Origin of the sequence: Treponema bryantii, from assembly GCF_900113965.1 — a bacterium.
In the GTDB taxonomy this organism is placed as follows: domain Bacteria; phylum Spirochaetota; class Spirochaetia; order Treponematales; family Treponemataceae; genus Treponema_D; species Treponema_D bryantii_A.
The window spans coordinates 525,927-539,409 of the sequence record NZ_FORI01000001.1; the positions used below are offsets into that span (position 1 = coordinate 525,927).

Sequence of the window (13,483 nt, forward strand, 5' to 3'; positions counted from 1 at the left end):
TAATTAAAATTTGTGCCCGGGACAATTGCTTTATTGCTAATTGTTCCGGTTTTTTTTATTTTACAGGTACTTAATCAATTCTGGACGGATTCCATTCAGGCGATCGTCGGAAAGGCCAAAGTCCATCTGGCGGAAAGACCAGGCTGCACGGCCTATTCCGTGATTATTGAAAACTGTTGAAATAAGGCGATACCATTCGAGAGTGTCTTCAGGGGTAGCCTTTTCTATTACACCGTATTCACCACAGTAAAGAAGAACATTTCGTTCTTCTGCAACCTTTACTGCTTCTGCGAAGATTGTTTCAAAATAATTTACATCTACAGTTGCATCTGCTGCAAAAGCACTGAATGCAGTGCCTATCTGGCCAACCTTTTCTGAAGTCATTTTTGTATAATCTACATATTTCGATTTGAGCGGGAATCTGAAATCCGGGTTCATATTCTTGCCAACCCAAGGAGCTCCCTGATGTGTAAATACCAGCGGCTCATAGCAGTGGAAGTTGTAAACAATGTTTTCATCATAAGGAGCATCCAGGTCTTTTACAGAGGCAAGTGAGTTATTCCAGTAGCTGCCTACAAGAATCTTTGTTGTTGGAGCAATTTTTCGGATTCGCTCTATACAAGTGTGGGCAATTGCGTTCCATTTTTTACAGTAAGACTGGTCTGTTACTTCGTTTAAAAGCTCAAAACAGATTTCGTTATTACTTCCAGCAAATACATCTTTAAAGTTTTCTGCAAGAGATTCCCAGAGCTTATAAAATCTTTCCTGGAGTTTTACATCATCAAAAAAGCCTGATTCCTTATAACCAAGGTCAAAAGAGTAACCGCAGGTTTTATGAAGGTCCAGAATCATGTTAAGATTGTTTGCGGCACACCACTGAGCAGCCTTTCGGATTCTTTCGTATCCTTTTTCGATTTTCTGACCATCAGCAGTTTCAACAAGTTCATAGTCAATTGGAAGGCGGATATGATCCAGATCCCAGCTCTTTACTGTGGCAAAATCTTCTTCCTTAATAAAATTATCATAACGCTCGTCTGTATGATTACACTGCGAAAACCAGCCGCCGAGGTTTACCCCATGCATAAAACCTTTGAACTCTTTCATAACGTGCTTTATCCTCCTGATAAAAACAGATGTCTGCTTAATATACAGTATTGTTACTCAGAATTGTGATAGGGCGATTTTCTTATCTTAAAAAACGTTAAAAAGGTCCCGAAATATTTTTATTGCGGAATATTAAAAAGCGGGCTATCCTATAAATATATATTAAAAAAAGGAGAAATAAAGTGAAAAAGTGTTTTAAAATCATTACAACTCTTTGTTTATTTACTTGTTTTGTTTGGGGAGCTTTTACAGCCTGCTCCAATTCCGTGGATTCAGACAGTCCTAAAAAAGAAGAACCTGCTAAGGAACCAGCGGAAGAGTTACCTCCAGAACCTGTTGAATTTACAATAACATTTAATGCAAATGACGGCAGTGAAAACCCGGCAACAGCAACTCAGAAATTTACCGAAGGCACTGCTCAGGCCTTAAAAACAATTTCTGAATTAGGCTTCTCAAGAGATGGTTACAACTTTGCCGGCTGGGCAACCAAAGCCGACGCAACCCAGGCCGACTTCGCAGATGGCACAAGCTATTCCGCAAAATCAAATGCAACCTTATATGCTTTGTGGTCGCAGATTCCTATGTATAGCGTAACTGTTACACCTTCAACTTATGGTGAAGTTACAGCTAGTCCTGCGACGGCAGCAGAAGGAACTGAGATTACACTTACTGCGTATGCATACGTAGAATATGATTTTAAGGAATATACAGTAACTGATGAAAATTCAAATCTGATAACTGTTACAAACGGCAAATTCATTATGCCTGCCTGTAATGTAACAGTAGAAACAATATTTGATTATGCTCCAATTTACCTTACTGTCGACGAACTGAAGGAATTTGATTCTATAGTAAAAGAACTACATCATGAAGCAACTTTTATAATTACAGGTGAAATGGCAGATACAGACTTTACAACTATACGTGACTCGCTGATTAGTTATTATTCTTATGAAATTAATCTTGATTTGTCGGGAGTGACAGGTCTTAAAGCTATACCGGATTATGCATTCCTTGATCCAGATAAAAATTATACAGGTTGCAGATGTATAAAGAGCGTAATTCTGCCAGATACAATAACTACAATCGGGGAATATGCATTTGGAGAAAGTGGTTTAACCAGTATTTCAATTCCTAGTTCAGTAAAAACTATAAAAAGGGCCGCTTTCTATCGTTGTTGGGGACTTACAAATGTTGTTGTTCCTGATTCAGTTGAAACTTTGGGTGAATCTGTTTTTTATTGGTGTAGTAACTTGGAGACCGTAGTTTTAAGTAACTCTATAACCACCATTCCTTCGAGGTTGGTTGATTATTGTAATAAACTAAAAAGTGTTAATATTCCTGAATCTGTGACTACAATCGGAAGTTATGTTTTTAGCGGTAAAATTTCAGAAATACATATTCCTAGTTCTGTAAATTCTATTAATGAATATGCATTCAATAATTGCTCTATATCAAGCTTCAGTGTTTCCGTTGATAATCAGAAATATTCGAGTGATAATAATATTCTGTTTGATAAGAATAAAACTACACTAATAAAAGCTTATGGTGATGTAACAGGTAAATATGAAGTTCCTTCAACGGTAGAAATTATCAAAGATGGTGCATTGTCAGGAAAAGGAATAACAAGTTTAGTAATACCTAGCTCTGTAAGAAGTATTGGATATGGTGCTTTTGGAGGATGTAAGGGGCTTACAGATGTACAAATTTCTGAGGGCGTAAAATCAATAGAACACAATGCATTTTATGCTTGTACAAGTTTGGAAAGTGTTACGCTACCTTCTTCTCTTCTAACAATGGGTGATCAAATGTTCTGGGAATGTCATAATTTAAAAGAAATTACTGTTAGTGCATCCAATCCAAATTATTCTAGTATTGATGGAATTTTATTTGATAAAAAGAATAAGACCATACTTTGTTATCCAGCAACAAAAACTGATACTTCATATACGATTCCATCATTTGTTAAACAAATTGATGGGCAAGCATTTTGTGGTTGTAAGTATTTAACTAAAATGATTATTCCAGAAGGTATAACAAATATTGAATATGAAGCATTCAGAGACTGTACCGGTTTAACTACAGTAGAATTACCTGCAACACTAAAACGAATATGGCACTCGACATTTAGGGGTTGCTCAGCATTGTCAAGTGTGACATTTAAGGATACAAATAATTGGTATATTTCATACAGTTCTTATAGCTATACATCAGAGCAGGAAATAAAAGAAAAATGGACACTTGCAGATGTTTCTGATCCTAATTCTATAGCAACATTCATTGTGCAAAACCCAACATATTGGTTTGCAAAAGTTGATAACTAAAAAATAGACAACAAAGCCCCGAGCAATCGGGGCTTTGTTATTACTGTACGCTGAAAAGTAAATCTTCGTAGCTTGGGAATGGTTTGTACTCTTCGCCGAGGAGTGGTTCGATCTGGTCGGCGATGGTGCGGACTTCTTCCATGGCTGGGATTACTACCTTTGCATAAGCGTGGGCGCGCTGCATGAGGTCGGTGATGGCGCGGGTTTCTTCGTGCTTTTTGGCGAGGAGGTCGGCCTTGTTTGAGAGGTCGTTTACGAGGATGTTTAATTCCTTCATAAGTTTAAGGCCTGCGTCGCAGAGGTTGAAAACGCGCTGCATCTTGAACTCTGTATCAGCAAGAACGTTCAGGTATTTGAAGGCAGCTGGAATGATGTCTTTGTGTACCATTTCGAGCATTGTATTTGATTCAATGTTCATTACCTGACAGTATTTTTCGAGCTTGATATCGTAGTGGCTCTTCATTTCTTCTGGTGTGTAGATACCAAGGCGTGTGAAGAGATCAATATTTTTCTGGTCGATGTAGTGCTCAATTGCTTTTGGAGTTGTGCGGTAGTTTTTTAGACCGCGTTTTTCTGCTTCTTCAATCCATTCCTGACCGTAGCCGTTTCCGTTGAAGAGGATGCGCCAGTGTGCGGTGATTTCGCGTTTAATCAGTTTTTCAAGATCTGCATTGAAGTCTTTTGACTGTTCAAGCTCGTCTGCAAAGGCACGAAGTGTATCTGCAAGAATTGCATTGAGGATTGTATTTGGTCCGCTGATAGAAAGTGCACTTCCTACAGAACGGAATTCAAAACGGTTGCCTGTGAAGGCAAATGGAGAAGTACGGTTGCGGTCTGTAGAATCCTTCGGAATTGGTGGAAGTACGTCTGCACCAATAGACATCTTGCCGCCTGTTTTGCCACTGTAATCAGTTCCGTCTTTGATAGCCTTGAGAATTGCATCAAGTTCATCACCAACGTAAATAGACATGATTGCAGGAGGTGCTTCGTTCGCTCCAAGACGGTGGTCGTTTCCGGCAGAGGCAACTGAGTAGCGGAGGAGATCCTGATTATCATCAACAGCCTTAATAACTGCTGTGAGGAACAAAAGGAACTGAGCGTTGTCGCGTGGTGTTTTTCCAGGTGCAAAAAGATTTTCTCCCAGGTCTGTTGCGATTGACCAGTTGTTATGTTTACCGCTTCCGTTTACACCGGCAAATGGCTTTTCATGGAGAAGGCAGATAAGGCCGTGGCGGCGTGCTACCTTTTTCATGATTTCCATTGTCAGCTGATTCTGGTCAGCGGCAAGGTTACTTGTAGTAAAGATTGGAGCCATTTCGTGCTGAGCAGGAGCGGCTTCGTTGTGTTCAGTTTTTGCATAGATTCCAAGCTTCCAGAGTTCTTCATTCAAATCTTCCATGTATTTGATTACACGCGGTTTGATGGCTGCAAAGTACTGGTCATCCATTTCCTGACCTTTTACAGGGCGTGCACCGAAAAGAGTACGGCCGCACATTTTAAGGTCTTTGCGTTTCTGATAGAGCTTTTCGTCTACGAGGAAGTATTCCTGTTCAGGGCCCATGGTTGTTGTAACGTGCTTTGCCTTGTTACCGAAAAGCTTGAGAACGCGAAGGCTTTGTTCGTTGATTGCTTCCATAGAGCGGAGAAGAGGAGTCTTTTTATCGAGGGCCTCACCGTTATAAGAACAGAAGGCTGTTGGAATACAAAGTGTGTGGTCTTTTACGAATGGGTAAGAAGTAGGATCCCATACAGTGTAACCGCGTGCTTCGAAAGTTGAGCGCTTACCGCCGTTAGGGAAGCTTGAAGCGTCCGGTTCACCCTTAATCAGTTCCTTTCCGGAAAAGCTCATTAAGATTTTGCCTTCATCAGCCGGCAAAAGGAAGGAATCGTGTTTTTCTGCTGTGATACCGGTGAGCGGCTGGAACCAGTGAGAGTAGTGTGTTGCACCTTTAGAAATAGCCCACTGTTTCATGGCTTCTGCAATTGAATTTGCATCTTCAAGGTTGAGCGGAGTTCCGTCTTCCATTGTATGCTTAAGTGCCTTGTAAGTCTGTGAAGGCAGCATTTCTTTCATAACAGTCTGGTTAAATACAAGACTTCCAAAAAGTTCAGGAACGTTTGTGTTGGTCATGAGGAACTCCAGGTCGCGCGTCGTTGCGCTTTTTTTTACATTGTAGTGATTTACTGTGAGATTTGCAACTTTCTATGATAATTGAGATTTCTTGGCTTTTAATTCCTGCTTGCGTTCGTACATCTTCCTGTCAGCTATTTCGAACAAGCGCATAAAGCCTTTTTCTTCCAGAGTTGCATAATCTGCAAAGCCAGAGGCAATGATAACACCACCGGTTGTAAGGTTTTCCTCAATTGTATTATTGAATTCTATGAGAATTGTTTTGTGATTTTTATAATCATCTCCAGAAAGGAAGACAACAAATTCATCACCACCGATACGATAAACCGGGCTGTGTTTAAAGCTGTTGCAGATAAGGCGACTTCCTTCTTTGATATATTTATCACCGGCATCATGGCCAAGAGTATCATTAGTCTTTTTCAAATCATTAAGGTCAAAAATAACAATACCAAAATCTTTAAGGAAGTCGTCTTCAATCTTCTGTTCAAAACTGCCTACATCTTCAAGGTAAGCCATTTTATTTTTAACGCCGGTAAGAGGATCTGAGTACGCCATTTTACGGGTTGTACCAAGTTCCATTTCCTGCATTTTTTCGATTTTCAAAATTGATTCAAGCTGTTCACGGCGAGCTTCTTTTTCATCTTCAAGAACGAAGGTATTGAGCAGACAGGTTCCAAGCATGCAGCCGATTGAATAATATGGAATGAAAGGATCAAGTGCCTGCAGGGTGATAAAGATAATCATATCAATACAGAAAACCAGAATTGCCTGATGACGACGTTTGATATTGCCCTGAGTTTTCAAGATGAGCGGAATCATGTAAATCATCATGACCAGACAAACCAGAACCTGTGTTGCAAGATTCAGATTTCTTGCAATAGAAGTATGATAAGTACCATCTTCTTCAAACCAGAATGCAATTGGAAAAAAGAAGTTTGTAATAAGAACAAGTATCTGGGCAATAAGGAAGATTTTTCCAACCCACAGAAGGATTTTTGCAAACAAACTTTTGTCATTCAGATAAAGGAAAACGTATTGAATCCAGAGCAAAACTGAGAAGGCCATGAAAACAAAATAAAGGCTGGTTTCAACAAAGTTAATGACTTTTACATTGAGAATGTATAAAGGAGACCACAGCATATCGGCAATGTAGAAAGATGCAATGCTGTAAAGGAATCTCTTGTATGCCAGATGTGCAGGATCAAGGTCTCTGTTAGAGGTTTTGATCAGAATTGAGAAATTATTTATAAAAAGTATCAGAATCGCAAGGATTCCGATGCTTGAATAATACATGTCTTTAAACTCCCAAAATAACGACAGTGTTCTATAATTATACTATACATTGAAAATTATTAACAGAAAAAAATCACAAATGGCTTAGTAGGGCTTCGGGTGTAAGATTGTAGGCCTGTTCACCGATTTTGCGGGCCGTCAGTGCGTGATGTTCGGCAGCAGTAATGGCGGCGTCTTTTGCAGAGTAGCCTTGTGCGAGAAGGGATACGGCAAGGCCTGCTAAGATGTCGCCGCTTCCGCCTTTTGCGAGGCTTTGTGGTCCGTCTGCAACAATAAAACATTCTTCATCTGCCGCAATAAAGGTGTTGGCGCTTTTTATGATTACAACTGTATTCGGATATTTCTGATTGATTTCTTTGCCCAGCTGGATTTTCAACTGAGGATTTTCTGCCAGTTCGCTTACCGGGAATTCTTTTTCAAGAAGATTTTTTACTAGTGTGACGAACTCTGCAAGGTGAGGTGTAAGGATGATTCTGGCGTTGTCGTGGGCGCTGAGAGTTTTTAAGAACTCGGGGAATTCGGGCGCGGTGAGAATTCCGGCGTCGAAAACGGCGGCGGGGCTTTTTTGAGAGGCGAACCAGTCTTTTATCTGCTGTGTGGCCGCGCTGGAAAATTGTGTAAAGCCTGAGCCTATAGAAACGGCAGTTGTTTTCTTAGGGATGGTTTCAGAAATCATTAAGGATGGAGAAATCTGAAATTGTGAGAGGTTTGAATCTGCTTCAGGAAGAAGGGTTGTGAGTCCGCTTCCAAAGTTCATTGCTGCAGTGGCTGTAAGGATTGCAGCTCCGGCCTTGTTTCCGCAGAAAACTGTTGTGTGGCCGTAAGTGCCTTTGTGGGCGGCGCGGTCTTTGCGTACGGGGAGGCGGAGGTCGGAAGGTTCAATGAGGTAAGTGAGATCTGCGGAGGTTTCAATGCATTCATCACTTCGACTCCGTTCAGTGACCGTACTCTCAAATTTATCTCTAGAAATTCCTAAGTCAGCTACGATTATCTTTCCACAGACAGCTTTTGCCTTGTCTGAATAAAGGGAAAGCTTTTGTGTTCCCATTGTGATTGTGTAGTCTGCGTGAAAATATAAGCCGGAAGGAATGTCGCAGGCTATCTTTATGGCATTTGATTTGTTTACTTCATCTAAAACTTGTTTTACAGATTCAGGGAGTTCGCCATGAAAACCGGTGCCGTAGATGCAGTCGAGGATTAGCTGAGTACCTGATGATTGTGGTTTCGACAAGCTCAACCACCGTGGGGTGGTGGTCTGTTCTTCGATAGTAATTCCGAGGCGCTGGCACATTTCGTACTGTGTTTTGGCTTCTTCGGCTGCGGGCGGTTCAAGACTTAAAACTGTAATATCACATTTGTTCTGTAAGAGTCTTGCTACGGCATAGCCGTCGCCGCCGTTATTGCCTTTGCCACATAAAATCAAAATATGTTCAGGGGAAAAATCCAGAATGAATTCTGCAAGCGCCTTAGCCGCATTTTCCATCATCAGAAACTGCGGTATGGCGTATTTTTCTTTTGCGAGTTTTTCGATTTCGGAAGGGTTAGAAAAAATTTTCTGCATAATTTATGAAAGTGGTTTCGACCCTTCGACCAGGCTCAGGGACCGCAGGCTCAACCACCGTTTTTTTACTCAAAGATTTCTTTGAAAGTATTGCCGATGTCTTTACCGGCCTGCTTAATATTTTTTCCTGCTTTCTTTGTGCCTTTTTTGATGGCTTCCTTATCTTTTTCAGCTTCTTTTTTAGCCTTAGCCTTTTTCTTTTCAAGCTTCTTTTTTGTGCGCTCAATTTTCCTGTTGAGGGCAGCTTCGCTCATGTTTGCATATTCGCCGGCATGAGTTTTCATTTTTGTAAGCTCAAGTTCAAGAGCAACAATTTCTTTTGTAAGGGCAGTATCAAGTGCAAACATTGCAGGCTGAACAAACATGATTGCAGCAAGAACTACAGCTATTTTCTTTGAAAGATTTTTCATACAGACTCCTTATGTTTTGAAATGCGCCAGCAGACAATTGCGTAAGTGACAGCAAAAGCCATCATCAAAAAGCAGAGAATCTGACCGGTTGAAATATTAAGAAGAGATGTTGTTGTATAAATTGGTGCAGAAGAATCCTTTGCAATTCTATAGCCAAGGTCTGCATCTGGTTCACGAAGATATTCAATGAAGAAACGGAAGAAACCGTAGCCGCCGGCATAAATTGCACCGAGCATTCCGTCAAACTTTTTGTGTTTGCGGCAAAGCCAGATAATGAGCCAGAGAATAATTCCTTCAAAGAAGGCTTCGTAAAGCTGGCTTGGGTGGCGCGGAAGATTAACGAGTCCGCTTTCGCGAAGTGTCATTCCGATTTTTGCTGCAAAGTTCTGAACCCATGGGAGATTTGCAGAAAACTTTTCTGCATCCGGGAAAACAATTCCCCAAGGCATGGTTGTAATGCGGCCGTAAAGTTCGCCGTTCAAAAAGTTACCGATACGGCCAAAGGTATATCCAAGCGGAATGGCGCAAACCATTGCATCACTGAATTTGATAAAGGAACGTTTTTTGACTTTGCACCATACAAGCATTCCGATAATTCCGCCAACAAAACCACCGTGGTAAGACATTCCCTGTAAACCGGTAAAATGTCCTGCAGAATCAAATGGCCAGAAAATAAGCCATGGCTTGTGACGGTAGAGTCCGCTTGTATCATAAATCAAAGTTGAAAAAACACGAGCACCAACTAAGAGGAAAATGATTCCGGTAAAGATAAAACTGAAAAGGTCATCTTCAGTTGTTTTGATTTTTGGAGAATTAAGGGCACCTTCTTTCCAGACCTGCTTTAAGAGAATGTAAGCGGTACCGAATGCAAAGGCGTACATAAGTCCGTACCAGCGCAGGAGTCCCAAGAAGCGAACATCCGGAAAAATCTGCGGGTGAATCCACGAAGGGTAGTTGATGTATAAAAACATGTAGAATTCCTTAGTGTCATTGCGAGGAGTGAAACGACGTGGCAATCCAAAATTGTAGATTGCTTCGCACTTCGTGCTCGCAATGACGAGAGTATTATACTTTGAATCCCTGCTGAGAAGCTTTAATCAGCTTAGACTTGAGCAGGTTGTTTTCCTTTCGGAGCTGAGTAATTTCATACTGCTGGGTCTTAATCATTTCAGCAAGTTCGCTGATGCTAAGAGAACCACTTGAAACAATATCATCAATACCCGAAAGGCGGAAGTTAAAGTCTTCATTTGCATCATCTTCAACATCCTGGAAATTGTCACCGTTAAAGCTGTCTGGATTAAACTCAGCATCAAATTCATGCGGAGGAGTCTGAATCACTTTATCAGCAATTCTATAAATAGCCTGGCCAAGAACAGACTGAGGTTTATAAACAACAACCGGCAGCTGAGAAGCCAAAGCCTTATCCTGAAGCATATCGCGGTACATAAGACCAAGATATTCAATTTCAAGACCAAGGTACTGATTACATGAAGATTTAATTCTTGTTGCGCGGTCAGCATCCTTAGGATCTTCAATCATGTTCATAACAAGACGAGGACGGAACTGCTGCATGCGGTTAATAAACAGCTGAGTTGTCTGTGGATCTCTCTGAGCGAGTCCCTGAATCAGCTGAGGAATATAAAGCTTCTGCATTGTAGCAGAATCTTTTTTCAGTTCATCAAGGAGTTCGCGGCCCGGAGTTCCCTTTTTGAAAGTTGTGTACAAAAGACGGAACACAGCATTCTTAAGGAAAAGGTATCCGTTCAGGGTAGCAGTAACAGCCGGAGCAGAAACAATAATTCCCTGAGGAGAAAGAAGGAACATATCAAGAATAAACTGATGAGTACCTGCTCCAAGGTCAAGAATTACATAATCAGTATCAATATTTTTAAGATTTTTGATGAGCTTTACTTTCTGTAAGTGCTTAAGCGAAGTAAGGTCTGGAATCTGGCTGTCGCCGGCAATAAAACTGACATTCTGATAGTCTGTCGGCTGAATTATTTCGCGGAAATCATTTTTTTCTGTAAACCATGAACCAAGGCTGGCTTTTCCAGGTCTCTGACCAATTACAAGATGAAGGTTAGACGCTCCGAGGTCCAAATCTGCTAAAACTACTTTTTTTCCTTGTTGTCCAAGGGCAATTGCTAAGTTTGCAGAAAGGAGGCTCTTACCAACACCGCCCTTTCCACTAGCTATAGGTATTATTTGTGACATATTCTGATTATAGCACAATTATCTATAAAAAGGTAGATTTTTTGATTTTTGTGTCATACAATAGAGTATTATGAAGAAACTCATAAAAGTAGTGTTGGCAGCTTTTCTGCTCTGCTCATCTCAGTGTTTTGCCGAGTCTTCGGTTGAAAATGACACAAAAATCACAAGTTTTCAGTATGTAAAGAAGCTTAATTCTGTTTTTGACTTTGTTCAGCAGAATTATGTTGATGAAATAGACCCGAAAATCCTTTATGAAGGTGCTCTTAAGGGAATGCTTGATGCAATTGGCGACCCTTACACCCTTTATCTGGATGAAGATTATATGCGCGACCTGAGTGATACCACTTCGGGAAGCTTTGGTGGAGTTGGTCTTTCAATTTCTAAGGCCGCAGAATCTACTCCAAGTAAGCCGGCATATGTTGAGGTTGCTTCTCCAATTGAAGATACACCGGGTGCTAAGGCCGGCATTCAGGCAGGAGATTTGATTTCTGCAATTGACGGAATGCCTACTCCAAGCATGACAATGAACGAGGTTCTCCAGCATCTTCGCGGTGAAATTGGAACTCCGGTTACAGTTACAATTCTTCGCGGTACAAGCATGAAGTTTGACGTAACTTTGATTCGCGCGCTCATTGAAGTTCCAACTGTAAAGTATGGAATGATTGAGGGTACAAAAATCGGTTATGCAAGACTGATTCAGTTTACTCCAGATACAGCTCAGCGCCTTCAGGATGCTTTGGACAACTTTGAAAAGAATGATTATCAGGGGCTGATTATTGACCTTCGCGATAATCCGGGTGGACTCATTACCAGTGCCGTTGATGTTGCAGATAAGTTTATTGATAACGGTCCGATTGTTTCTACAAAGAGCCGCCTTCTTTTTGAAAACTCTCAGTTCTCAGCAAACAAAGAAAACACAACTGTTAAGAGTGGAATTCCAATTGTAGTTTTGATTAATAAGGGTGCGGCAAGTGCTTCTGAAATTGTTTCTGGTGCGCTTAAAGATTATCACCTTGCATATCTTGTTGGAGAGAGAACTTATGGTAAGGGCTCTGTTCAGCAGGTAATTCCTCTTTCAAATACAGACGGAATCAAAATCACTATGGCACGTTATTACACACCAAGTGATATGAATATTGATAAGATTGGTATTCCGCCGGATCAGGAAGTAAAGAATCTTGCAGATTTTACTGAAGAAGAAGAAAAACTTTATGTTGATATGATTAAGTCTGAGGTAATCAACAAGGCTGCAGAAAGTAAGCCAAATATGAGTGAGGCTGATATTGCTGCTGCGGCTGTAAAAATCAAAAAGGATTATTCTCTTGATGAAAGACTTATCCGTCGTCTTATTCGTGTACAGGTTCAGAAATCTCAGCCTTCAGTTCTTTATGATTTAGATTATGATTTGCAGCTTAATGAAGCAATTAAGGTAATTCAGAATAAAGACTTTGCCACAATGCTGAAAAATACAAAGACTTTGCGCCAGCTTCAGGAAGAAGCAGAAGGTGAAAAAGCTGCAGACGGTAAGGGCCTTACTGCCAGCGTAAGAAAATAAAAGATGCGGCAGTTAATCATTGAAAAGGGAAAAGAAAAGAACGGCCTCATAAATCTTGATGGAAAAGATTACCGCTATTTACGACAGGTTTTACGTGTTCGTAATGGTGATATGATTAGTGTAAGACTACCAGACGGTAGTTTGAAAAACGCAACAGTTGCAAAGATTGATGAAAGCGCAAGATGTGTAACACTGCAGATTTGTGCAGATACAGCCAGTGGTGCAGACAAATCAATTACGCGTGGTGTTCAGGCAGATGAGATTGCAGGTGATGCTGTGAACGGTGCCCAGGAAGTTGAATACTGGCTGTTTCAGTTTTTGCCGCGCCCACAGAAATTTGAACTTATTGTACGGCAGGCTACCGAGTGTGGAGTTGCTGTTATTATTCCGGTTGTTGGTGAGTATACAGAAAAGAGCAGTGCGCAGGCTCTGATGGGTGCAAAGCGTGAACGTCTTGAAAGAATTGTACGTGAAGCAAGACAGCAGAGCGGCTCGCCGGTGGATACAAAGGTGATGGAGCCGATGAGCCTGGAGAAGGCGATTGAATTGTGGGGAGCTGGGGATACGGTGGTTGAGCCTGCGGTCCCTGAGCCTGGTCGAAGGGTCGAAACTACCGTAGAACGAGGTGACGTAGCCTTTGTGCTTTCGGAGCGTGGTGACTGCGATGGCAACTTGAGAAAAGTTGTTGAAGCTGCAGACGGCAAAATAAAACGAGCCGCTATTGCAGTTGGAAGTGAGGGTGGAATAAGCCCAGAAGAAGTTAAACTGCTTGAAGAAAAAGGGCTTTTTGTCCCAATACATTTTGCCGTAAATATATTAAGGTGTGAAACTGCGGCTCTTTATGGAATTGCGGCAGTGCAGAATGAAATTAATGAAAGTAAATAGGTGGGG

The 13,483-nt window shown here is 41.2% G+C and carries 10 protein-coding genes; 3 read left to right on the plus strand and 7 right to left on the minus strand.

Annotated features, from left to right (window positions below):
* Positions 1 to 60: 60 nt before the first annotated feature.
* Positions 61 to 1,104 (minus strand): glycoside hydrolase family 5 protein, encoded by a 1,044-nt coding sequence (locus tag BM161_RS02310; RefSeq protein ID WP_074930077.1) that lies wholly within the window; start codon positions 1,102 to 1,104, stop codon positions 61 to 63.
* Positions 1,105 to 1,286: 182 nt separating this feature from the next.
* On the opposite strand from BM161_RS02310, the gene BM161_RS02315 reads away from it, so the two are divergent.
* Positions 1,287 to 3,428 carry a leucine-rich repeat protein gene (locus BM161_RS02315; protein ID WP_074930079.1) on the plus strand — a complete coding sequence of 714 codons (2,142 nt, stop codon included), beginning with the start codon at positions 1,287 to 1,289 and terminating at the stop codon, positions 3,426 to 3,428.
* 40 nt (positions 3,429 to 3,468) lie between these two features.
* Here BM161_RS02315 and BM161_RS02320 read toward each other — a convergent pair whose 3' ends face one another.
* The 6 genes from BM161_RS02320 to BM161_RS02345 form a co-directional block, all read right to left on the minus strand.
* A complete protein-coding gene (locus BM161_RS02320; protein ID WP_074930080.1) occupies positions 3,469 to 5,559 on the minus strand; it encodes a glutamine synthetase III family protein in 2,091 nt (696 codons plus the stop codon).
* Positions 5,560 to 5,631: 72 nt separating this feature from the next.
* Positions 5,632 to 6,852 carry a GGDEF domain-containing protein gene (locus tag BM161_RS02325; RefSeq protein WP_074930082.1) on the minus strand — a complete coding sequence of 407 codons (1,221 nt, stop codon included), beginning with the start codon at positions 6,850 to 6,852 and terminating at the stop codon, positions 5,632 to 5,634.
* 73 nt (positions 6,853 to 6,925) lie between these two features.
* Positions 6,926 to 8,413, minus strand: a complete 1,488-nt coding sequence (locus BM161_RS02330; RefSeq protein ID WP_074930084.1) for a bifunctional ADP-dependent NAD(P)H-hydrate dehydratase/NAD(P)H-hydrate epimerase — start codon at positions 8,411 to 8,413, stop codon at positions 6,926 to 6,928.
* 65 nt (positions 8,414 to 8,478) lie between these two features.
* Positions 8,479 to 8,823 (minus strand): hypothetical protein, encoded by a 345-nt coding sequence (locus BM161_RS02335; protein ID WP_074930086.1) that lies wholly within the window; start codon positions 8,821 to 8,823, stop codon positions 8,479 to 8,481.
* On the minus strand, positions 8,820 to 9,794 hold the full coding sequence (gene lgt / locus BM161_RS02340) for a prolipoprotein diacylglyceryl transferase (protein WP_074930088.1): 975 nt from the start codon (positions 9,792 to 9,794) through the stop codon (positions 8,820 to 8,822). The genes BM161_RS02335 and lgt overlap by 4 nt, the downstream gene beginning before the upstream one ends.
* Positions 9,795 to 9,888: 94 nt before the next feature.
* Positions 9,889 to 11,037, minus strand: coding sequence for a P-loop NTPase (locus BM161_RS02345; protein WP_074930089.1), 1,149 nt, complete (start codon positions 11,035 to 11,037; stop codon positions 9,889 to 9,891).
* A 70-nt stretch (positions 11,038 to 11,107) separates the two neighbouring features.
* Here BM161_RS02345 and BM161_RS02350 point away from each other — a divergent pair, with 70 nt between their 5' ends.
* Together BM161_RS02350 and BM161_RS02355 are read left to right on the plus strand one after the other, a co-directional pair.
* Complete coding sequence (locus BM161_RS02350; protein WP_074930091.1) at positions 11,108 to 12,592, plus strand: S41 family peptidase; 1,485 nt, start codon at positions 11,108 to 11,110, stop codon at positions 12,590 to 12,592.
* Positions 12,593 to 12,595: 3 nt separating this feature from the next.
* Entirely contained in the window at positions 12,596 to 13,477 is an 882-nt protein-coding gene (locus BM161_RS02355) for an RsmE family RNA methyltransferase (protein WP_074930093.1), read from the plus strand.
* Positions 13,478 to 13,483: the final 6 nt, after the last annotated feature.